Consider the following 16137-nt stretch of genomic DNA (forward strand, 5'->3'; position numbering starts at 1 on the left):
TCATAGGCATTGACAGAATAGTGGTAAGCATATAAAAGGAAGTTTTGAAGTTATTGAATATTCAATAGCGTCAAAGCTTCCTTTTTTTATAGCTTATATTTTATATTTAAGATAATGGTACTTGAATATCCACAATAAATTGATATTTTTTATCATTTATCGTGGTTTTAAAATTTACTCTGCATCTCAATTTAACAGTATCAATATTGATAATACATGTTTCGCCGTCACTAATGTAGGTATATGAACCATCCAGACTGTTACTTCCATACCATGAATAAGATATATCTTCTATTATACTTTCAAAGTTAACTTTATTTGTCACTTTGAATTTTTTATGTTGATTCACAGATCCTGCATATTCAATTAAAATATTATCATCTAGCATTTGTGAAATGCTTACCCCATCAACACGGTAGCCATTAATAATTTCATATTCTTCATAATCGTCTCTGTTGTGTTGCTTTTTTTCAAAATAGATCAATGGAATATCATCATATCCTGTCATTTTAACCTTGGATAATGATATACCATATCCATCATTTTCTATACTAGAATATTCTTTATTGAAATAGGCATTTGTTAAAGTAATTGGTTTGGTATATTCAAAATCATTAATTAATGAACCACCTCCCATACTAACATAAAAATCACAGTTTACAACAGTTAAAGCAGAACGAATACTCTCTAATTCGCTTAGCTCATTATATGAAGAATTAATTAGTTGTGTTCCAGATATACTTACATTACCATCCTCACCATATATTGATTGCAGATATACAGGGCTGTTTCCCTTAATAGTGGATTCTTCTACGTGTATATATCCATTTTCGATATCTTTAAACCATAATGTGTGTGTAAAAGGTTTTTCATTTATTAGATTTGATTCTACTATTTCTATATCCGTAGATTTGATTCCCATCATTCTTATAATTCCATCTGCAGCACATAAATCTTCATCTTCAATTGAAATATTATGTAAAAACAAACCTATACCTGTATGTTTATTCACACCAGTATAATCACCGCCAAATATTGCAATTGCGGTTTTGTTTTCTTCAGAAGATTTATTAAGCCTGATTACCACATCTTCCAAACTCATATATTCTCGATCATTATTTGCTTTAATGCCTGAAACAGGAAATATTATTCCATCTTTTTCAATATCTCCAGCAGTAACTTCTAAAATAGAATTTTTCATATGTAATGATGATATACCAAACATATCTATCACATTTTGGTTATATAAGTTGGATCTAATTAAGGTATTAATAAATTTTACTTTAGATTCAATTTCATTTCCTAATATATTAATTTTAGCATTTATAATGATATTTTCATTCTCGTTTCCCTCAAATGTAACTGATTTATCTATTATTAATGTATCCAAACTTTCAGATAAACCATAAGAACCAGCTGAAAGTTTAATAATATCACCATCTTTAATATCATTCATCATTTTATCTAATGGTGTGTTAGTATCAAAAACTCTAACCCATTTTGCTGTAATAGTTCTACTGTGTTTTGAAGATGAACGTACTTTCATTTGATTATTTGGGAATGTACGCGTTTTTCCAACATCCATATACCAACCATCAAAAACATAGCCCGTTTTTACTAAATTGGTTGGTAAATTTATAGTAGTTCCCACAGTCGCAATTATACTCTCTAGTTCAGTTTCTGCCGAATCCGTATCAAAAATAATTTCAACTTTCTCGGCGTCAGGATCAGTAACACTGCCACTGCCGCCTGATGAGCCTCCTGAAGAGCCTCCTGACGCACCGCCGCCCGATGAGCCGCCAGCGCTTGGTTTATTAGCTTCCGGAACATCAGTAACCTCTTTATTCTTTTCAACTTCATTTATATTAATGCTTGAAGATGATTTAATTCCGTTTGCATTTGCTTCAAGTTTATTAACAGTCCCCTTGCCGTCAATTGATATTATTGCATCAGCAATAATAGTCTCGACAGTTTTCCCACTTGCGATTTCTACTTGACTATGCGCCGCAGAGCCAGTGATTACTATATTTTTAACATCAGCCGCTACTTTCACATCCGTAGTTGCATTCATTATAAGCATTTCAACCGGTGATTGAACTTCTATATTCGCATAGGATCTAGTGACAACATTCAATGCTGGCGCGTTAATTACGATTGTATCTTTGACTGTTGATTGAATTTCAATATTTCTTATCGTCTTTTTAAAGCTCTTATCAGCTGTGATATTACCTGCTTCCTCTAATATCACATTTTTAATATCCGCATCTTTAAATAGAACGATTTCAGTATTCCTGTTTTGATTACTAATCGTTTCAATTACTGAGTTTTTAATATTAATATTTGCTGATGAAGCGTTGTCACCAATAATCACTAGCTTGCCTTTTACTGTTACATCACTCAGTTCAATATTTTTCTTGTTGGTAACATCAATGTATAGATTGCCTTCAATAACGCTACCCTTTAAAGCTTCAATATCATCGGCAATGACTGAATTAGAATCAGCTAAAGGTATAGCCTGTCCGTAATCATTTAATTCATAATCATCTTTGATATAATCTTTAGCCATTTGCCCTGTACCTTTTACATAGTACATACTGCCTTGACTTTCAATCCACGTTCCTGACTGCATAACACCTGATTCACCCATATAATACCAGTGTTCATTCGATGCAACCCAGCCTGTACGCATTACGCCTTCACTATCAAATGCATACCAGCAATTTCCATCTTTCAGCCAGCCAGTCGCCGATTCACCATTTTCTTTAATGTATGACCATTGACCGTCTTTCTTAACCCATTGAGCTTCTGCCGCTTTAACATTTAATGTTGTATTAAAGACTGTAAATGCCATTGAAATAGACATAATTGAGCATATTTTATTTTTAAGTTTCATTTTTCATCCCCCTTAATTTAACATTTGTCTCATAATGTATACTTTTTAAGACACTAGAAATCATGAGTAAATTCATTAATTTTAGCGCAAATTTCATTTACAAACATAGATATTCAGCTTATAATTAATTAAAATTGAGTGTCTCAAAAAGTATACTTTTTAAGACACTCTTCATTTTGTCTTGGATACTTTGTTACTGAAAACTCAATAAAATTATGGAAAATTATCTGAAATCCTTTCAAATAGGAACTTTTAATGTATAATAAATAAACGAGGTGATTGAATGCATATCGATTCACAATTAATAGAAAAGCTGAAAAGAAATGCTTTAGATATCGGACTAGATGTCTTTTATATAATTTGTATGCTGATTTTTATGTTTGAATGCTTCCATCTAAACATGATACCTACTAAATTTCTTGTATTAATCATAGCCGCTTTACTGATTTTAGCCTTTATCCTTATTATTATAGATATCCTTGAATATAAGGGCTGGATCAAGATTACTAAACGAGCGTGCAGTGTCGTGCTCAGCATCTTCTTATGCTTTGGGGCTTTCTTCATGTGGAAGGTCAACAGCGCGATGGCCAGCATTGACAATAGTCCTACGGTTATGACAAACCGAATCACTGTGATGGTACCCGCTGATTCATCCGTTAATGCCTTAGCTGATTTAAGCAATGCCAAAATAGGCTATCAAGAGGGCAATGATGCTGACAATGCGAATTATGTAATCGATCAGCTGCTGAGTAATACAACACTTGTCAATCCAACATATGAATCCTACACTAATTATCTGACTTTGGCTCAAGATGTCCTGAGCGGTAAAGTAGAAGCGATGATTTTTACTTCTTCTTACGCATCAACACTGAATGAACAAATTGAGGATTTTGATACTAAATTTAAAATTATCGCAACCTTTGATCGCGCGAACAGCAACACCGCTTCACAGTCAACCAAGGATATTAGTAAAGAACCCTTTACAATTTACATTTCCGGCATGGATGAAGTAGGTGAACCAACCATTAATTTACGCAGTGATGTCAACCTTCTGCTGCTGGTAAACCCGCTGACCAATCACATTGAAATGGTCTCCATTCCGCGCGATGCTTATGTTCCAAACACTGCAGCCGCAAATTTCCCGGACAAGCTGACACATACAGGCATTTACGGTATTGATACAACGATTTCCACCATGGAGAAAGTATTTGGCTTCCCTATTGATTATTATGCCAAGGTAAGTTTCACTTCACTTATTGAAATTGTTGACACACTGGGCGGTATCAATGCGAATGTGGCCGTTACTTTCTGTGAACAGGATGAAAACCGCAGCTTTGCCCCTGAGGATCTGATTTGCCTTAATCAAGGTGAACAGACGCTCAACGGAAAACAGGCACTTGCTTATGCCCGTCATCGTAAATCTTATGGTGATATTGAGCGAACCATGGCTCAGCAGGAAATCATTAAAGGCATTATCAATAAAGTATTATCAGCCGATGGTATCAATAAGGTTCCTACCCTATTGGAGATTGGCCCTAAATATGTATCAACAAATATCCCTATGGATCTGGTGAAACGGCTCATTAAGTCAGAAGCCGAGGAAATTCAGCCATGGACATTTGAAACACTGCATATGGAAAATGGTTACTCTGACATGTATCCGACCGCCAGCATGGGAGCGGATCTGCCGCTGAGCGTCTATATTTTGAATCGTGAGGATGTGCGTACAGTTTATCGCAAATACCTGCAGATGTTTGAAACCATGAAGCTAAATGAATTTGCATTCAGACTTGACGATTTAAGTGATCCTGTTGAATATCCGCTTGAAAGTCCATATATGCTGTGGACAGATAATGTTACAACTAAAATATACCAATTCTATTCTTTGGAATATCCAGAAACTGAACCAAGTGAAGATGAGGAAAATCCTGAAGGTGAAATTGATCCAAATGATCCTGAAGGTGAAAAACCAAATGAAGATCCGAATATGCCGGATCATCCAGGTGAACCTTCCGATCCAACCGATCCTGAACCAGGTACTCCAGAACCGCCGGCTGAAACGCCGGATCAAGATCCTGAAGCACCGGTTATTGATCCGACATTGCCTGTCGATCCGACACAGCCAATCGATCCAACGCTTGAACCATAATCCAAACCCGCTGTCTAACAGCGGGTTTTATTTATCAATAAGCCGCAAAAAAGCCCCACTTTGAAATGAGGCTTTTTGAACTTTTATTCTACTGCAATTAATCCTACGATGCCGTTATCTACAATCATTGTGGCTGTAATTTCAGTCTTTAATGTAGTTTCATCCATCTTGGTTTTCTGATATTCAATGGATGCCTTGACCACATAACCATCATATGCATTGCCAAGATACTGCACCTGCTGAGAAGTTGTGGAATTAATCGTCACCGACTTAACGCATGGCAGTGATTCCTGACCATAATCATTTACAATTGTTGCATAATTTTGATAATAATGTGAGACAGCATAAGTTTTAAATTCTTCAATGCGGTCATCTGGCAGATAAGTTAAGCCGCCGACATCATCCTGACCGGTTTTATTCTTCATAGAGAAGAAATCAAAGGCGAAGCAGATCGCAACATTTTTCGCAATCTCTTCGGTATTGCCGCTGGCAACCGCGTCCGTCAGTGCATTAAATGCCAAAATCTGTTCATTGGTCGGATTAACTGGTGACGCGTAGGCATCATTGCCGCGCAGCGTCTCAACTACATCTTCTATCGGAGCAGGTTCTTCCTCCGGTTTTGAACATCCGCTTAATACAAGGGTTAAAGCAACCCCCATGCTCAGCAATGTTTTTATCTTCATTTTCATGCTTTACCTCCAAACCGCATTAAGTATATCATATTTATTAGAATATCGGACTATTTTTAAGAAATTCAAGAATTTGCGGATCATATTTCCCGCCGCCTTGCGCAAGAGCCGCGTTGCCGCCGCCATGCAGGCCGAACTTCTCTGCCAATAATTTAAAGAATACCTGAGAATTAAAAGCGATATTCGGACTATGACCAATCGTTATGTGCATATTTTCAGAATCTGTATGAGTAATAAAAATTGCTACTCGATCATAGTTATTAACAAACGCTAAAGTGAACTGACTCAAATCCTTAGCATCAAAGTCTGTAAACTCATGAATTACTGTATTCTTCTTATTTGTCGTTGCTATTTCCTTCGCGAGATAAGTATAATAATTATTCTTCATTTCCACAAGCTGCTCAGTCAGTTTCTTTTTGTCATTCATCAGCTTATTGACACCGCTCATCACGTAAAGATGCGGCAGTGCTAATGTATGAGACATTTCTTCCAATACATCATAGCGCTTTTCAAACGCGTCTAAGAACTGATCACCGCACAGATATTTAATTTTGATACCGCGTGTTGTTTTCTCAAAGCCCAGTATTTTAATCATCTGAATATATTTCAGACTTGGCACATGAATGCAGCCGCAGAGATTATAATCAAGATTGCCAATCTTAACGACACGAATCTCATCATGCTCACATTTATCCTTTGGAGCAAATTTCATCGCTTCAGCCTTGCTAGGATAAGTGATCGTTACCGGCAGATCATCACGGATCAAGCCGTTGGTCAGAATCTGTAATTCACTGCATTGCCGCTGCGTAAACGATGTCATTTCAAACTCTACATCATTCTCATCATCACCTACATGATGTGAGATTGTCTTAGCCCCATAAATTCCCCCAATAAGCGCTGAAATCAAATGCTGGGCAGTGTGTACCTGCGCTTTGCGGAAACGCTCATGCAGATTCACTGATAAAAATACTGTTCCATCAAGCTTTTGATCCAGCAAATGCCAGACTTTATTGTTTTCAACTTTCAATCCAAGTACCGGAAGATTGTTGATCGTTCCTATATCACTGCGCATGCCGCCCGACTCTACAAAGAAAATTGTATTATCCAAATAGTGCCAATAAAAGTCCTTTTCTTCGACTACTTCTTTGACACGGGCAGTACACTCACAATGAAAGCACTGATCATAATTCTTATTTATCATACGACCCCTCCTTTTGTTCTTACTTTTTATTATACACCCAATCAGGGTCAAAATTGAATCATATCATCAAAACAATGTGTGAAATTGTCGTAAATCCTTTCTTATCTATGCTATAATGATTAAGCAAAATGAGGTGTACCTATGAATCAAGTCGCAGAAAATTGGAAAGATTATGAATGTATTGATACTGGCAATGGTGAGAAATTAGAACGTTGGAAGGACATCATTTTAAGACGTCCTGATCCTCAAACCATTTGGCCGATTGATCATGAAGATAGCTTATGGAAACATCCCCATGCGCATTATCACCGCTCATCATCAGGCGGCGGCAGCTGGGAGTTTTTAAAACCGGTAAAGGATACTTGGACCGTCAATTACCGGCATTTAACCTTTAAAGTAAGTCCTACGGGTTTTAAACATACAGGTTTATTTCCTGAACAGGCAGCAAATTGGGATTGGATGATGAAAGCCATTCATGAAGCTGACCGTGAGATTCGTGTTTTGAATTTATTCGCTTATACCGGCGGTGCAACTATGGCTTGCGCAAGTGCCGGTGCCGCGGAAGTCGTTCACGTTGATGCCAGTAAGGGAATGGTTCAATGGGCAAAGGAAAACATGGCCTATTCGCATTTGGAGGATAAAAAGATCCGCTTCATTGTTGATGATGTATTAAAATTTGTCGCACGTGAAAAGCGCCGCGGGCATACATATCATGCAATCATCATGGATCCGCCTAGCTATGGCCGCGGGCCTAATGGTGAAATCTGGAAGATTGAGGAACAGCTGTATCCTTTAATCAGTGCATGTTTGGAAATTCTGGATGATGAGCCATTGTTCTTCCTCGTTAATTCATATACGACCGGATTCCCGCCTACAGTATTAAATAATCTGTTAGTCAGCACGATCGGCAAGAAACACCCTGAGGGCAGCATTACTGCCGGTGAAATCGGGTTGCCGATTACGCGTTCCCATACGGTACTGCCATGCGGTATCTTTGGCCGCTGGATTCAAAAGTAAACCGTCGAAGTACGATACTTAACAGCTAAAAAAATTACTATGATATAAAAACAAAAAGGAAGTTCAAATTCATTAATACGATGAATCCCAACTTCCTTTTTAATTGTCTTAAAAACCAATTTCATATACATTTATCAACTACAGCTCAACCTTAACATTCGCCTTCACATCTTCTTCAGCCGCAAAATATTTTCTCGTCTTCGCCTTCATTGCCTTGGCCACCAACGCACTTGGAAACGTCGTTACCCGATTGTTGTAATTCGTCACATTAGCATTATAGAAACGGCGGGCAGCCTGCAGCTGTTCCTCAACATCGCTGAGCTGTTTCATTAATTCGAGATACAACGTGTTGGCATCATTAACTTTATAATTGAAATTCATTATTTCTGCATACAATAATCTCTGAATTATATACTTAGATTTTTATTTTTTGAATTCCATGTCTGATAACCAGTAACTACAATTTTAAATTTATTTAGAATGCGCCCAACAATTTGTATTTCCATATCCTTTAGACTATTAACCCCTGTATAATATGTTAAAACGGGAGGCATGATAAACACATTTTGAAGCCTTGCTAAATAAGCCATATTATCTAAATGAATTGCGGAAAGCGGTGATTCTCTTGTTACCAACACAAGACAACGATGTTCTTTGATACAAACATCCGCAGCTCTTGCTATTAATCCATCAGCATAACTATTTCGTATACTTGATAAAGTTTTCATACTACAAGGAATTACAATCATGCCAATAGTTTCATAGGAACCACTTGCTATATCAGCCCTATTATCCTCATTATCATAAACGACATCAGCCATTGCTTTTAAAGCATCAATATTATTTAATGTCCCTAAAGCTTTTTCAGCACCTTTTGATATAACTAAGTGACTTTCTATCTCATCATTGTCTTTCAGCAAACGTAAAAGACAAAACGCAAGTTGAATACCATCTGCCCCACTGATAGCAACTATCAGCCGCTTTTTATTACTCAAAATCAGATACCCAATGTTTAGGATTCACTTCCATAAACTTTGCCCTTTCGAATTTTTCTTTTAAACAGAAAGGAACTGTGCAATCAAAAATTGTTTTGCAGGCATTCCCCTTTGCTTTCAATTTAGATGAATACTCTCGCTGATTAGATGGATCTAACGGATGACATTGTACACTTGGTATCATAATAATATCTTCGTTGCTTTGGAATCGGGTAGTCATTGCCCAAAGTACATCATTCATATCAAATGGATCTACATCTTCATCAACAAGATAAATATGCTTCAATTCAGCAAAAGCACTAAAAGCCAGCAAAGCAGCTTGTCGCTGTCTTCCTTCATCAGAAGGCATTGTTTTTTTAAATTGCATGACAGCTATGTATTTCCCGCCCCCACTGCTTGCACAATACACATTCAATAACTTTCCAGGCATAGCTTTATCAACCATGCCTAAAATACTAGCCTCTGTTGGAATCCCAGCCATGCTAACATGTTCTTCGCTTGGACCAATACATGTTTGCATGATTGGGTTTTTGCGTGTTGTCACTGCCTTCACTTTAATAACAGGCAGTGAAGGATTGGCCGGCCCACAATAACCAGGAAACTCTGGCATTGCTTTACCAGTATTACTATTTTGATCCTCGCGTACACGAATAAATGGCATTAATTCACCTTCAATAACATATTCAGCATTAGCTATTGCTTTTTCATTTATGGTAAGACATTGTACAAGTTCAACAGCTTCATTTCTAATAGCGCCAGCCACTTGCAATTCATCATAACCTAAAGGTGTTGTTGGTGCTTCAAAGCATGAACCAATCGCTATAGCAGGATCAACCCCAATACTAATAGATATTGGCAGGGATTGCCCCTTAGCTTCTGCTAACTCTCTAAAATATCCAATATGCCGTGCTCCTGGCTGTAAAAAAATTGATATTTCATCTTTTGACTGAAGACACATTCGATGAATAGTCACATCTGATTCACCCGTATCCGGATTTGAAGCATAGCACATTCCCAATGTAATATATGGGCCTGCATCTTCTAATGTATTGGTTGGTGCAGGAATTAATTTACGAATATCAAAGCCTTCATCTTCTGCTCGATAAACAATTTCTTGACATTTTGCCTGTGAATTAGGCACAACAATAGGAGGAATAGGGTTATTAACAGATTCCTTCAAAAGAAATCCAAGTCGCTCAGGCAAACAATTTAATAAATAACCCACACGTTTCCGAGAAGCCATTAAGCCAATAACAACGCTTGCGTTTGGAAACCCCTTAATGTTCTTAAAAATCATAGCTGGTCCTTCCTTTGTAGGTCTTTGAACAGTCCCTCCAGCTCCAATATGTCGGTAGACACCAGCTAACTCTCCCATTGGATCTACTTCTACCTCTGTCTCAATTAACTGATGATCAAGCTTAGATAACAACTTTAATGCATATCTCAAATCATATTTACTCATAAGCACGCTCCTTCTCAATAACTTCTTCTGCAAATAATTCCATTAATAAAATAAATTTTTCAATTTCTGATGAAGTAATAATATCATAATGAATACCACAGCTACATGAAACATTACTATTGAATGCAAGCGCAAAACGTTTAGCAAACAGTTCCGCTATCACATTATCTCTATGAGTGGGGATAACTAATGTTGATACACTAGCATGCAGTTTTTCATTCTTATAATAAGGAACAGCAAGACATAAAGCACCAAGATGCGGCTCGTCCCCACCATAGACACAGATAGCAAAATCACGTCCCAAACGTGTTACCTCACAATTGATTACCTGATCGAAAATCTTTTTTTTCATAATTAATTCATACTGTTTAAAATAGCTACTAAGATTGAAAAATATTTATCTTCAGCAGTATCTGTCCGACTCGTCATGATAACAGGATGCGTAGTTCCAATTAATGAACCACAAGATTTTAGATGAGCAAAAAAAGTTAAAGATTTAGTAAAAATATTGCCTGCTGTAATCTCTGGCATAATTAAAATATCTGCATTACCACAAACCTGATTATAAATTCCTTTATGTTCAGCCGCTTCTCTACTGATTGTAATGTCCAATGCCAGTGGTCCGGCAATAGCACCAATACCGCTATAACCCGCATAATCAGCAACAGCTTGTGCATCTACTGAACTCGGCATTTTTGGATTAACTTTTTCAAGTGCTGATAATACAGCAACATTAGGCTCATTAATTCCTAAATGATGAGCCAGATTGACTGCATTTTGGGTGATCTTAATTTTCTGTTCTACATTGGGTGTAATATTAACAGCACAATCACTAATGATTAATAAGCGATTTTCTTCAGTAAACTCAAGTACTGTAGCCTGCGAAAGTAAAGCACCTTCCTTTATAAAACCAGCTTCTTTATTTAGTATTGCTTTCATGAAAGAAGCTGTCATCATCAATCCTTTCATAGGTATGTCCGCTTTTCCTTCGACAACCATTTGAACTGCTAACCGACCAGCCTCCTGTTCATCTAAACATTCGATACATTGGTAATCCGTAGAGTCCTCACCCATTTGATTTAACAATGCTTCTAACTTTTCACAATCACCAATCAGTATCGCATTAAGTACACCTTTTCGTTTAGCGGCTACTACTGCCTGTAATGCTAGTTCATCTTGGGCACAAGCCAAAGCCACTGTTTTAACCAATTGATTATTTAAAATATAAGATTCTATTTCATTAAAACTTGTAAACTTCATGTTCTCACTCCTCTTTTTATTGTTCACAGAATATAAAAATACTTTATAACTCTTTAATTTCATTAATACCTATTAATGCCTTATATGTATTGACACCCAAAGATTCCATTTCAAACTCACCAGGATACAGAATCACTGGTGCTATGAATTTTACTCGACGTTCAATTTCAGACATCAAAAATTTAGAATTAGCGATACCACCAGTTATCAAGATAGCATCTACGTCTCCATTCATTACCGAAGCCATTGCTGCAATTTCTTTCGCGGTCTGATAGCACATTGCTTTAAGTGCTTCCTTACATTCATGATTTCCTTCCATAGCAGCCTTCTCTACTTTTTTTACATCAGTTTCTCCAACATAGCTCATTAAACCGCCTAAACCCTTTACTTTCCGTTTCATTTCTTTGTAAGTGTATTGATTACTATAACAAAGGTCAATCAATGCTCCTACTGGTAATCCACAGGCCCTGTCTGTTGAGAATGGACCATCTCCTTCTAATCCATAATCACCATCAATCATTCTACCATGTTTGTGAGCAGCTACTGATGTACCACCACCCATATGGCAAACAACTAAATTCATCTCTTCATAACTCTTATTTTGTTCACTTGCATATTTTCTTGCTACAGCCTTGTGATTCAATGCATGAAAGCGACTGACACGTTCAATTTCTTTTAAACCGCTGTATCGAGCTAACGGTTCAAATTCATCTGTACAAGAAGTGTCAACAGTAAAAGGCACAGGTCCTTCTTTTGCATAAGCAGCCGCTAATTGAAGTCCCAAATCCGTGACATGATTACCGTATTTCATGCTTCTAGACTGTGCCAGCATTTTTTCAGTAATTCGATATGTTCCACTACTAAGTGGTTCTGTATGTCCTCCTCGCGAAACTATTGCATCCAATTCACTCACAACAATACTATGTGTTTGCATGAATTCATCCAACGCTGCCTTTCTTAAATCAAACTGTTCCCAAATAGTTTCATATTTTTTTATTTCTTCAGCTGGGTGTATCAGATTTTCTTTATATATACATTGATCATTTTCAAAATAAGCAATTTTTGTTGATGTAGAACCTAAATTAATTACAAAAATTTTCTTCATATGAACCCTCCTCGTATAATAGTTTTGTAAAGGTATTACGCCTTTAATATCTAAACATCCATTAATCGATGTTAGATATTCATTTAAATATCCTTTTGTTGTAATATTCTGTTAAAGAATGCAATGGTATGCTCCTAGTCCTCCTTATATTATGAAAATAATTTTTTCAATTCATCTGCCTACTTTTATGTATCTTTTATTAACTTTTGAAATGTGTTAAAATTGTATTGTAATTCAAATAATCTTATTAACAACCACTGTAAGGAGGCACTTATGGAAAAAGATAAATATCTTTTAAATTCACTCAGCAAAGCCTTGCTGGTAATTAATATATTAAGTAAACACGAAAGTCTTTCATTAGCAGAAATAAGTAAATTAAGCAATTTTGATAAAGCAAGTACTTTCCGAATCTTATATACGTTAGAAGCGAATAATTTTGTAGAGAAAAGTGAAGATGCACGCTATAAGCTTGGATTAGCCTTTCTTAAATATGGAAGCATTGTTACAGCCAAATTAGATTTAGTATCAGTATCTAAACCATTAATTCAAAAGGCAAGCTTAATGTCACACGTTCCCATTCATTTAGGTGTGATTTCAGGTAACCGTGTCATTACTATTCATATTGAAAACTCATCAAATGACTTGGAAGTTACAGGCAGAGTAGGTATGAGTGCTCAACTATATGTAACTGCTATGGGACGGGTACTTTTATCGTCCTTAAGTGATACTTTTTATCAAAAATTATGTGAAGATTTTAGCTTTAAACAATATTCATCTAATTCAATTAAAAACAAAACAGAATTAGATCAAATCATTATTCAGACACGGGAACATGGCTATGCGACTGACATTAATGATCGCTATCCAGGCTTTGGAAGCGTTGCAGTTCCCATTCGAAATTACAGTAACCAAGTTGTCGCTGCCATATCAGTCGTGACACTTTCACAAAATATAGAACAATATTTTAGTGAATATCTAGATATATTAGAAAATTTAGCTGCTTCAATTTCAGAAAATCTTGGCTATAAAGCTTAACTTTTTAAAAAGATCTCTCAATAAATTGAATATTTTATTGGGAGATCTTTTGTTTTTCAAAATTACAATGCAAAATAATTTCTGTCTCCGGGTTACAATCTAAATTTTATTGAATACCTTCTGCAATACCTTCTTGTGTACAGCGTTGGATATTATTATCCAGTTTTTTTAGTAATGGAGAAATAACCTTTTTGCAAAATTGCTGAGCGATTAACCCCAGTATTATACAGATTATATTAACGATTATTAACCACATGTAATACTGACCACTGGTTGTTACATTTTCACCACCTACTAAACCAAGCACAACGTTGATAACATGGATATGAACAATAAAATAATATAATGCAAATTCACCAAGTTTACCGAAAATTGGCCGATTAAAAATCTTTTCTGTCAGATAATCCTGATTTGCCACTGCAAAAGCCAGCGTAATGGCAACAATGATATTTACATACATTTCACTATTGATACGCCCTCCATCACTTGCTGCACTAGCGTATAAACCATCAAAACCTACAATCGTTATATAAAATAACCACCCTGCAAAAAGAACATGAATAACAGTCAGCCATTTTTTACCAATATTCCCGATTTTCATTTTTCTAAATCGTTCATATGGCTGATACAGAAGGATTCCCAGTGCCATACCCCATGAACCAAAAGCTATAGCATTATCAAATAAACCTAAGAATAAAACCGAACGATCATTCATACTTAAAGCACTATTCATTGCCCAAACTGAAGGACAGATAATTACGATAGCCGGAATAATAAATCCGCGTGTGAAATCTTCATTCTTTGCTAAACAATAATAGAGGAAATAACCACCCACAAAAATTGCTGAAATATACCAGAGCGGCGAATTCCATGAATATGCAAAACCAGTATCACTTAGCAAACCAGTAGCATCTAAACCTAAAAATTGAAGTATAGATACATTTAAAGCAGCAAATATATCAGTAATACCATTAAAATGTTCGCCAACGGTTAAGAGCTTGCCATGCCATAAACCTGTCAATTCGCCTGTTATAGAAATAACAAAACCGAAAGCAACACCAGTAAATAGTGCTGGCCATAGACCTATGTATCGACTTTTTAAATACTCAATTGCTTGAACTCTAGCTGACTTATCTGAATTCATTCCCTTTGCTTTTTTGCTTTGAAATGACTTCATTAAAAAATAACCTGTAAAAATTAAAAATACACCTAGCACGGGACCATTTGTAAATAAAGTGCTAGCAGGATAATGAGAACCTCCTGCAAATCGGAAACCCACGCTTCCAAAATGTCCCCAACATACCGCTAATGTTGCAAATACACGCCAGAAATCAACAGCATAATTTCTAGTTTTTTTGGGTTGTAAAACCTGATTCATACTTATCTCCTCTCTTTATGATAGTAGTGATGTATCACATTTGTTTCGTTTTACGAAACATCGTTTCTCACAACGAAATTATAAATGATGTATTATTCGATGTCAACACTTTTTTTGTAACAGCTTACAATACTTATTCAATTCAGAAGTATATTCTAATAATTAAAATAAATGAATTCACAATTGCAGTAAAGACCGAACATTATACTCTAATCAATAATAAAAAACAGAAAACTATTCATTATATAAATGAAAAATTTTCTGCTTTAGTTACTTCTCAATAAATTTAAATATCTCTTTAGCCATATTAAATAACAGAGAGCAAAAAAAAGATTGTGTTATAAAGTTTATCAAACAGCTGTCTGCTTTACACCTCTTCACAATCTTTTTTATTTCTCATACTTCAATTTTACAGCTCAACCTTAACATTCGCCTTCACATCTTCTTCAGCCGCAAAATATTTTCTCGTCTTCGCCTTCATAGCCTTAGCCACCAACGCACTTGGAAACGTCGTTACCCGATTGTTGTAATTCGTCACATTAGCATTATAGAAACGGCGGGCAGCCTGCAGCTGTTCCTCAACATCGCTGAGCTGTTTCATTAATTCGAGATACAACGCGTCAGCCTTCAGATCCGGATACCCCTCGACAACAGCCAAAAGCTTGGTTTCCGCCTCATTCAGCCCCTCATTATACTTATTCTTATTTGGTTTCACATGACATGTATTTCGCAGTTCAACAACCTTGCTTAATACATCCTCCTCATATTTTGTATAACCCTTTACCACCTCTACAAGATTCGTAATCAGATCAAAGCGCTTATTCAACAAAATATCAATTGTTGATCCGCTCTCATCCATCTTCAGTCTTGCTCGGATGACCATGTTATACAACATTGTAATAATAACTGCCAATATCAGCAGGAGTACCGTCCCAATACTTAATTCCATAAAA

At 36.2% G+C, this 16137-nt stretch carries 14 protein-coding genes; 3 read left to right on the forward strand and 11 right to left on the reverse strand.

From position 1 onward, the window contains the following. Positions 1-106: 106 nt before the first annotated feature. Complete coding sequence (locus DAHG_RS08530; protein WP_022937924.1) at positions 107-2893, reverse strand: InlB B-repeat-containing protein; 2787 nt, start codon at positions 2891-2893, stop codon at positions 107-109. 283 nt (positions 2894-3176) lie between these two features. Here DAHG_RS08530 and DAHG_RS19160 point away from each other — a divergent pair, with 283 nt between their 5' ends. Further along, complete coding sequence (locus DAHG_RS19160) at positions 3177-5042, forward strand: LCP family protein (RefSeq protein WP_022937925.1); 1866 nt, start codon at positions 3177-3179, stop codon at positions 5040-5042. 83 nt (positions 5043-5125) lie between these two features. On the opposite strand, the gene DAHG_RS19165 is transcribed toward DAHG_RS19160, so the two are convergent. Next, positions 5126-5731, reverse strand: a complete 606-nt coding sequence (locus tag DAHG_RS19165; RefSeq protein WP_022937926.1) for a hypothetical protein — start codon at positions 5729-5731, stop codon at positions 5126-5128. Positions 5732-5768: 37 nt separating this feature from the next. Beyond that, the gene (locus DAHG_RS08545) at positions 5769-6932 is read right to left on the reverse strand and encodes an alanyl-tRNA editing protein (RefSeq protein ID WP_022937927.1); all 1164 of its coding nucleotides are present in this window, start codon (positions 6930-6932) and stop codon (positions 5769-5771) included. 141 nt (positions 6933-7073) lie between these two features. Here DAHG_RS08545 and DAHG_RS08550 point away from each other — a divergent pair, with 141 nt between their 5' ends. Beyond that, positions 7074-7949 carry a class I SAM-dependent methyltransferase gene (locus tag DAHG_RS08550; protein WP_022937928.1) on the forward strand — a complete coding sequence of 292 codons (876 nt, stop codon included), beginning with the start codon at positions 7074-7076 and terminating at the stop codon, positions 7947-7949. A gap of 138 nt (positions 7950-8087) precedes the next feature. On the opposite strand, the gene DAHG_RS19170 is transcribed toward DAHG_RS08550, so the two are convergent. From DAHG_RS19170 to buk, 6 genes are read right to left on the reverse strand one after another with little or no spacing between them, the layout of a single operon-like run. Beyond that, positions 8088-8330, reverse strand: a complete 243-nt coding sequence (locus tag DAHG_RS19170) for a LemA family protein (RefSeq protein ID WP_022937929.1) — start codon at positions 8328-8330, stop codon at positions 8088-8090. A gap of 26 nt (positions 8331-8356) precedes the next feature. Then, positions 8357-8944, reverse strand: coding sequence for a UbiX family flavin prenyltransferase (locus DAHG_RS19175; RefSeq protein WP_022937930.1), 588 nt, complete (start codon positions 8942-8944; stop codon positions 8357-8359). Further along, positions 8937-10406, reverse strand: a complete 1470-nt coding sequence (locus DAHG_RS08565; protein ID WP_022937931.1) for a UbiD family decarboxylase — start codon at positions 10404-10406, stop codon at positions 8937-8939. The genes DAHG_RS19175 and DAHG_RS08565 overlap by 8 nt, the downstream gene beginning before the upstream one ends. Continuing rightward, positions 10399-10758 (reverse strand): prenylated flavin chaperone LpdD, encoded by a 360-nt coding sequence (gene lpdD / locus DAHG_RS08570; protein ID WP_022937932.1) that lies wholly within the window; start codon positions 10756-10758, stop codon positions 10399-10401. The genes DAHG_RS08565 and lpdD overlap by 8 nt, the downstream gene beginning before the upstream one ends. Before the next feature lie 2 nt (positions 10759-10760). After that, the gene (locus DAHG_RS08575) at positions 10761-11666 is read right to left on the reverse strand and encodes a phosphate acyltransferase (protein ID WP_022937933.1); all 906 of its coding nucleotides are present in this window, start codon (positions 11664-11666) and stop codon (positions 10761-10763) included. A gap of 43 nt (positions 11667-11709) precedes the next feature. Further along, positions 11710-12771 (reverse strand): butyrate kinase, encoded by a 1062-nt coding sequence (buk, locus tag DAHG_RS08580; protein WP_022937934.1) that lies wholly within the window; start codon positions 12769-12771, stop codon positions 11710-11712. A gap of 273 nt (positions 12772-13044) precedes the next feature. On the opposite strand from buk, the gene DAHG_RS08585 reads away from it, so the two are divergent. Continuing rightward, on the forward strand, positions 13045-13806 hold the full coding sequence (locus DAHG_RS08585; protein ID WP_022937935.1) for an IclR family transcriptional regulator: 762 nt from the start codon (positions 13045-13047) through the stop codon (positions 13804-13806). Positions 13807-13912: 106 nt separating this feature from the next. Here DAHG_RS08585 and DAHG_RS08590 read toward each other — a convergent pair whose 3' ends face one another. Continuing rightward, a complete protein-coding gene (locus DAHG_RS08590; protein WP_022937936.1) occupies positions 13913-15184 on the reverse strand; it encodes an acyltransferase family protein in 1272 nt (423 codons plus the stop codon). 409 nt (positions 15185-15593) lie between these two features. Beyond that, a complete protein-coding gene (locus DAHG_RS08595; RefSeq protein ID WP_022937937.1) occupies positions 15594-16133 on the reverse strand; it encodes a LemA family protein in 540 nt (179 codons plus the stop codon). Between the last annotated feature and the right edge of the window lie 4 nt (positions 16134-16137).

This window comes from Dielma fastidiosa, assembly GCF_000313565.1.
GTDB lineage: Bacteria > Bacillota_I > Bacilli_A > Erysipelotrichales > Erysipelotrichaceae > Dielma > Dielma fastidiosa.

Coding starts and splice junctions, on each gene's coding strand:
- DAHG_RS19160 (WP_022937925.1), top strand. CDS start 3,177: ATGCATATCGATTCACAATTAATAGAAAAGCTGAAAAGAAATGCTTTA.
- DAHG_RS08575 (WP_022937933.1), bottom strand. CDS start 11,666: ATGAAGTTTACAAGTTTTAATGAAATAGAATCTTATATTTTAAATAAT.
- DAHG_RS08565 (WP_022937931.1), bottom strand. CDS start 10,406: ATGAGTAAATATGATTTGAGATATGCATTAAAGTTGTTATCTAAGCTT.
- lpdD (WP_022937932.1), bottom strand. CDS start 10,758: ATGAAAAAAAAGATTTTCGATCAGGTAATCAATTGTGAGGTAACACGT.
- DAHG_RS19165 (WP_022937926.1), bottom strand. CDS start 5,731: ATGAAAATGAAGATAAAAACATTGCTGAGCATGGGGGTTGCTTTAACC.
- DAHG_RS08585 (WP_022937935.1), top strand. CDS start 13,045: ATGGAAAAAGATAAATATCTTTTAAATTCACTCAGCAAAGCCTTGCTG.
- DAHG_RS19170 (WP_022937929.1), bottom strand. CDS start 8,330: ATGAATTTCAATTATAAAGTTAATGATGCCAACACGTTGTATCTCGAA.
- DAHG_RS08545 (WP_022937927.1), bottom strand. CDS start 6,932: ATGATAAATAAGAATTATGATCAGTGCTTTCATTGTGAGTGTACTGCC.
- DAHG_RS08595 (WP_022937937.1), bottom strand. CDS start 16,133: ATGGAATTAAGTATTGGGACGGTACTCCTGCTGATATTGGCAGTTATT.
- DAHG_RS08590 (WP_022937936.1), bottom strand. CDS start 15,184: ATGAATCAGGTTTTACAACCCAAAAAAACTAGAAATTATGCTGTTGAT.
- buk (WP_022937934.1), bottom strand. CDS start 12,771: ATGAAGAAAATTTTTGTAATTAATTTAGGTTCTACATCAACAAAAATT.
- DAHG_RS08530 (WP_022937924.1), bottom strand. CDS start 2,893: ATGAAACTTAAAAATAAAATATGCTCAATTATGTCTATTTCAATGGCA.
- DAHG_RS08550 (WP_022937928.1), top strand. CDS start 7,074: ATGAATCAAGTCGCAGAAAATTGGAAAGATTATGAATGTATTGATACT.